The organism is Collinsella aerofaciens (assembly GCF_901212495.1).
Taxonomy (GTDB): Bacteria; Actinomycetota; Coriobacteriia; order Coriobacteriales; family Coriobacteriaceae; genus Collinsella; species Collinsella aerofaciens_H.
This window is the reverse complement of record NZ_CAAKNY010000068.1, coordinates 91,443-97,349: the sequence shown is the minus strand read 5'-3', so window position 1 is coordinate 97,349 and position 5,907 is coordinate 91,443. Positions and strand designations below refer to the sequence as shown.

Genomic DNA, 5,907 nt, shown 5'->3' with positions numbered 1-5,907 from the left:
TCTCTTGCGCCCCTCCCGGAACTGTCCACATCAGTGTAGCCAATCCAGTCCGCCAAGGGCTGCAGTCCGGACAACGCCGCGATGGAGGGCTTCTTCGGCCTGCTCAAGAGGGAGTTCTGGCACGGCAGGGACTGGACGGGCTGGGCCCCCGCCCGCTTCATCGAGGAGCTCGGCGGCTGGATCGGCCGCTACAATACGGAGAGGCGCAGCGATGCGCTCGGCGGCCGCACGCCGGCCGAGTTCCGCGCCGCGCTGGGAAGGGCCGCGTAACGGTCCAAGAAATCGTCCGCAGTTCCCATTCTTGCCCCTTTGGGACAGCTTCTTGTTGGGGCGTGCCTGCCCCAAACCCTGCTAGGAACGAGTACAGCAAACTGGAATTTTCAAATTAGTCTTTGCAAATTACCTTTGAACCTTCACCATCAATTACAAGTCCCTGACGGTTGTTAATTGGGCTTAGATCCAAATCCGAAAACTCAGTCATTATTTTCTCGGTAACTTTCTTAAATGGTGCTGTAAGATAATGTGGAAGAACATAGAAATCAATCAAATTAAGCCCTGCATCATCTTCTTGTGAGTAGTCCTCCGGCTTTTCATCCATTTGCTCGATATATTGGATGCTTGGAGCGCATACAATCGCACCTGCCGATTCACCAATCATCAGTTTTCCCTTTGCCAATTCTTTCTTCAACAGCTCATCCGTTCCCGTTTTACGGAGCTGGTCTATAAGGAAAAAAGAATTTCCGCCGGTAAAATAAATCACATCCGCATCTTCAAAAAGAGACTGTATCGTTGAATAAGCCTCCGTTGAAATATCAATTTCAGTTACGATTGCTCCCAACTTTTTGAATAATTTTCGAGCCGAGCCGACATAACCGGTGTAGCCTTCACGCAGCGAAGCTGTTGGAATAAATGCGACTTTTTTATGTTCAATTTCTTCCTTTATCAGACTTCCTACACTTGAAAAGTGAGAACATAAAAACAGTTTCATCAATATTCTCCTTTATATAAATTCTTATTTGTTGAACTAAGCCGTGTATACCATATTCTCCAATGAAAGAACGCCCTGATATAGCGAAATTTTGCCGTTTTCCTGCGTACGTGCGTACACACTCCACAGGAATTCTAAGGGGCCTGCCCCCCCCTAGCACACGGACTTTGGAACAAAGTCTAGTGTGTTACGCCTTGCCAGAGGTGTACAGGCTCCCGGTATGCACGTACGAAGCAATTGCCATCCATGCGCCATATAAGTGGCGATCAAGTTCGCATAAAGCGACCTTGATCCCGCAAAACAAAAGGCAGGATACCATCACCACGATGATACCCTGCCTCTGTTCGTTCCCGTTTACCGTTCCGAGTAGTCCTTCCGCAGAATTTCCGATAAACAAAAAGCGTACCCGAACCCTTTCTCGTAAAGAATCGGGTTCGAGTACGAACTGAATGCTGGAGCAATTAAAAACCACCAGAAAGGTCCCCTTTGTGGTGGTTTTGGGCCAGTCCTAGAGCGTGTGGCCGTAAGCGTCGGCGGACTTGATAGCAGCGGCGAACTTTTCGTCGGTGAAGGGCTCAGGATTGCCCTGCTTCCACTCGTTGGTGGCATGTGCGAACTCGCACAGGGCAGGGATATCGGCCTCGGAAAGCCCGACCTGCTCAAGCGTCACAGGCAGCCCAATCTGCTTGTTAAAGGCGGCGTAGCGCTCAAGATTCTCGGTATCGCCCGTATAGGCAAACAGCACCAGCACGCCCAGGCTCACGACCTCGCCGTGCAGGTAGGAGCCCTCGCGCGGGATGCTGCATGTGGCGTTGTAGAACGCATGCGCCACGCTCGAGTTGTAGTAGTAATCGTTTTGGTTGGTCAGGTTCGAGACATAGCCCGTGTTGACCACGATGTCGAGCGCGATCTGCTTGACGGCTTCGGTCGACTGGTCCTGGCGCACGTCCTCAAGACCCTGCACGCCGTAGGTAAACAGCGGCTCGGAACAGGTGTGCGCGAGTGCCAGGCCAAGACCGGCGGTGTGCTCCAGGCTACCGGCGCTCGTGGCGTACTCGACCTCGGGCTGCTTGGACAGAGCATCGCCCACGCCGGCCCAGAAGTACTCTGCCGGTGCCTCTGCGATGATCTTGGGGTTGATGAAGATGTGCGCCGGTCGGTTGGGGTATGAATAGCCCTCGAGCGAGCCGTCATCGTTGTAGACGACGGCAATGGCGGTCGCGGCCGAGCAGTTGGAGCAGATCGTCGGGACGGTGAAGACGATCTTCTTGAGCTCGATGGCAGCGGTCTTCACGGTGTCGAGCGCCTTGCCGCCGCCGCATGCGATGAGCACGTCGGCTTCCTGGCAGGCAGGGGAGTTCACGACCTTGACGATATTGGCACGCGTGCTGTTGGTGCCATAGACGCGCTTCTCCAAAATCTCGACGTCGGTACCTGCCAGCGCAGCTTCGATACCGGGAAGTGCTGCGGCCAGTGCTCGTTTGCCACCAATGATTACGACCTTGGTTGCTCCGTACTCGGCCAACGCGCCGGGCAGCTCATCAAAGCAGTCTTCGCCAACCGTGTAGTCGCTCATTCCGATCGTGCGCATAGCAACCTTCTTTCGTTCGATAAAGTGCTTACAGGTATTTTGCTCCAGGAGAAAGTCCACAGCCGTAAGAAATTTCGAACGTATTAAACCAGTGTTGAGGGTTTTTCGCCGGCGCGGAACGTGCTAGGATACACGCCATAAGCGTTGATGGGGACGAGTAGTCGGCCGTCCGCATGCTACAGAGAACGGGGAGCGCTGAGAACCCGTGCATGCGACCGATGAAAATCACCCCGGAGCTGCGGTCCCAACGGACGTGCCGCGCAGGTTCGTCTTAGTAGACATCGCCGAGATGGTCGTCGATACAGATCAGCCGAGTAACGGATGCGAGCGCGCGGCGACGCGGGCGAGGGCATCTAAGCTGGGTGGTTAAGCGAAGAGCTTTTGCGGGCGTACAGCCCGTTTTGTGGCGCTTCGTCCCAGCTTGCAGGGACGGGCGCCTTTTTGGTGCCCAACGGGCGTGCGCGCCCACGACATGAAAGGGGTACCGTGGCAAACGAGTATAAGCAGACGATGAATCTGCCCAAAACCGGATTTCCCATGCGTGCCGGTCTTTCCAAGTCCGAGCCCAAGCGACTCAAGGACTGGCAGGACAACAAGGTCTACGAGCAAGTTCTAAAGAAGAACGAGGGTCACAAGAAGTTCGTGCTGCATGACGGCCCTCCGTACGCCAACGGCCCGATCCACATCGGCCACGCCATGAACAAGATCTCCAAGGACATGATCAACCGTTACTGGATGATGCAGGGCTATGAGGTTCCCTTTGTCCCCGGTTGGGACTGCCACGGTCAGCCGATTGAGCACAAGGTCGAGGAGAAGCTCGGCACCGAGAAGTTCAACCAGACCTCCACGGCCAAGATCCGCGAGCTTTGCAATAAGTTCGCTGTCGAGAACATCGAGCTCCAGAAGGCCGGTTTCCGTCGCCTGGGCGTGCTCGGTGATTGGGACAACCCGTATCTGACGCTCTATCACCAGCATGACGCCGCCGATATCGAGGTCTTTAAGGCCATGTTCGATAAGGGCATGATCTATCGCGGCCACAAGCCGGTTCACTGGTGCAAGCACTGCCACACCGCGCTGGCCGAGGCCGAGATCGAGTACTCCGACGAGACGAGCCCGTCCATCTTCGTGCGCTTTGAGATGACCTCCAAGCCCGCCGGCCTCGAGGACTTCGACGGCCCGGTCGACTTCATCATCTGGACGACCACCCCGTGGACCATTCCTTCCGACCAGGCCGTTTCCCTCAAGCCCGGCGCCGCTTACGTTGCCGTTGAGCACGACGGCCGCGCCGAGGTCATGCTCGAGGACCTGGCTTCCAAGTGTTGCGAGGAGTTTGGCTGGGAGTACACCCCGGTGATGGTCGACGGCAAGCCCTACGTGGTTCCCGCCGAGACCTTCCACCACATCCACTATAAGCAGCCGATCTTTGACGGTGTCGAGGGCGTGGCGCTGCTGGCCGATTATGTCGGTGTCGATGACGGTACCGGCATCGTCCACAACTCGCCCGGCCACGGCGTCGATGACTATTTCGCCTGCCTCAAGGAGGGCATCACCGACATCTGCATGCCAGTCGATGACGACGGCAAGTTCTACACCGGCAAGGGGTTTGGCACCGGCGGCCCCTTCAGCGGCATGGACACCGATGAGGCCAACCCGCACGTCATCGAGTTCCTGCGCGAGCACGGCACCCTGGTCCTCGAGAAGAAGATCACGCACAGCTATCCGCACTGCTGGCGCTGCAAGCACCCGGTGCTTTTCCGTGCTACCGACCAGTGGTTTGTCTCGATGGACAAGACTGGTCTGCGCGAGCAGGCCGGCAAGGAGGTCCGCGAGAACGTCACGTGGTATCCGGCCCACGCGGCCAACCGCATCGGTGCCATGGTCGAGCAGCGTCCCGACTGGTGCATCAGCCGCCAGCGTAACTGGGGTGTGCCGATCCCCAGCTACACCTGCGCCGACTGCGGCGAGAAGGTCATGAACGACGCCACACTCGACGCCGTCATCAAGCTCTTCCACGAGAAGGGCTCCGACGCCTGGTTTACCGACGCTCCCGAGAGCTACCTGGGCGAGGCCTGCGTCTGCCCCAAGTGCGGCGGCCATCACCTCAAGGCCGATAAGGACATCCTCGACGTGTGGTGGGATTCCGGCGTCTCCTGGAAGGCCGTCTGCGAGTACCGTCCCGAGCTGGAGTATCCGGCGGATGTGTACCTTGAGGGCTCCGACCAGCACCGCGGTTGGTTCCAGAGCTCGCTGCTCACCTCGGTGGGCGCCAACGGCCACGCTCCGTACAAGGCGGTCGTCTCGCAGGGCTTCACCCTCGACGGCCAGGGCCGTAAGATGTCCAAGTCGCTCGGCAACGTTATCGACCCCAACAAGGTCTGCGACGAGATGGGCGCCGACATCATCCGTCTGTGGGTTGCCTCCGTCGACACCAGCTCCGACGTCTCCATCGACCACGAGATTCTCGCTCGTACGTCCGATGCCTACCGTCGTTTCCGCAACACGCTGCGCTTTCTGCTCTCCGAGCTCGAGGGTCAGTTTGAGCCCGAGACCGACGGCGTCGCCTTTGCCGACCTGCTGCCGCTCGACAAGCTCATGGTTGCCCGCCTGACCCAGGTCCAGGCCGAGGTCGACGATGCCTACGCCAGCTACGAGTTCCCGCGCGCCTACCGTGCGCTCTACGACTTCGTGGTTACCGAGCTCTCCAACGTGTACCTCGACGCCCTGAAGGACCGTCTGTACTGCGACAAGCCCGGCTCGCTCGAGCGCCGCAGCGCCCAAACCGTGCTGGCCGAGCTCTTCTCGATGCTCATGCGCGACCTGCAGCCGATCCTGTCCTACACGGTCGACGAGGCCATGGCCTATGCGCCTGCCGGCTGCGTCGATCACCAGAAGTACGCCGCGCTGCTCGATTGGTACAAGTCGCCTATCACGGTCGACGAGGCCAATGAGTTCGAGGGCGTGCTCGAGGCATCACTCGAGCTCCGTAGCGCCGTGACCAAGGCCCTTGAGGATGCCCGCTCCGCCGGCACCTTCACTAAGAGCCAGCAGGTCCGCGTCAAGGCGGTCGTTCCCGCCGAGATGTACGCGCTGCTGACCGGCGACAAGGCGGTCGATCTGGCCGAGTTCTACATCGTCTCCGATGTTGAGCTGACCCAGGGTGAGGAGCTCTCCGTTGCCATCGAGGCTGCCGAGGGCGAGTGCTGCGACCGTTGCTGGAACTACCGCACCACCGTCGGCGAGTACAACGGTCACGCGCATATCTGTAAGCGCTGCGCTGATGCTTTGTAGTTACGCCTTTAGTTACGCGGCTTACCAAACCGCGTAACAG

4 protein-coding genes are annotated in these 5,907 nt (G+C 58.3%); 2 read left to right on the top strand and 2 right to left on the bottom strand.

Going from position 1 to position 5,907, the window contains the following annotated elements; translation table 11 throughout:
* Positions 1–81: 81 nt before the first annotated feature.
* The gene (locus SFLMC1_RS08040) at positions 82–270 is read left to right on the top strand and encodes an IS3 family transposase (protein WP_410053243.1); all 189 of its coding nucleotides are present in this window, start codon (positions 82–84) and stop codon (positions 268–270) included.
* A 115-nt stretch (positions 271–385) separates the two neighbouring features.
* Here SFLMC1_RS08040 and SFLMC1_RS08035 read toward each other — a convergent pair whose 3' ends face one another.
* Positions 386–988: a Type 1 glutamine amidotransferase-like domain-containing protein gene (locus SFLMC1_RS08035; protein ID WP_152074604.1), complete on the bottom strand. Its 603-nt coding sequence runs from the start codon at positions 986–988 to the stop codon at positions 386–388.
* A 508-nt stretch (positions 989–1,496) separates the two neighbouring features.
* Positions 1,497–2,579, bottom strand: a complete 1,083-nt coding sequence (locus tag SFLMC1_RS08030) for an iron-containing alcohol dehydrogenase family protein (RefSeq protein ID WP_152074605.1) — start codon at positions 2,577–2,579, stop codon at positions 1,497–1,499.
* Positions 2,580–3,065: 486 nt separating this feature from the next.
* Here SFLMC1_RS08030 and ileS point away from each other — a divergent pair, with 486 nt between their 5' ends.
* A complete protein-coding gene (gene ileS / locus SFLMC1_RS08025; protein WP_152074606.1) occupies positions 3,066–5,867 on the top strand; it encodes an isoleucine--tRNA ligase in 2,802 nt (933 codons plus the stop codon).
* Positions 5,868–5,907: the final 40 nt, after the last annotated feature.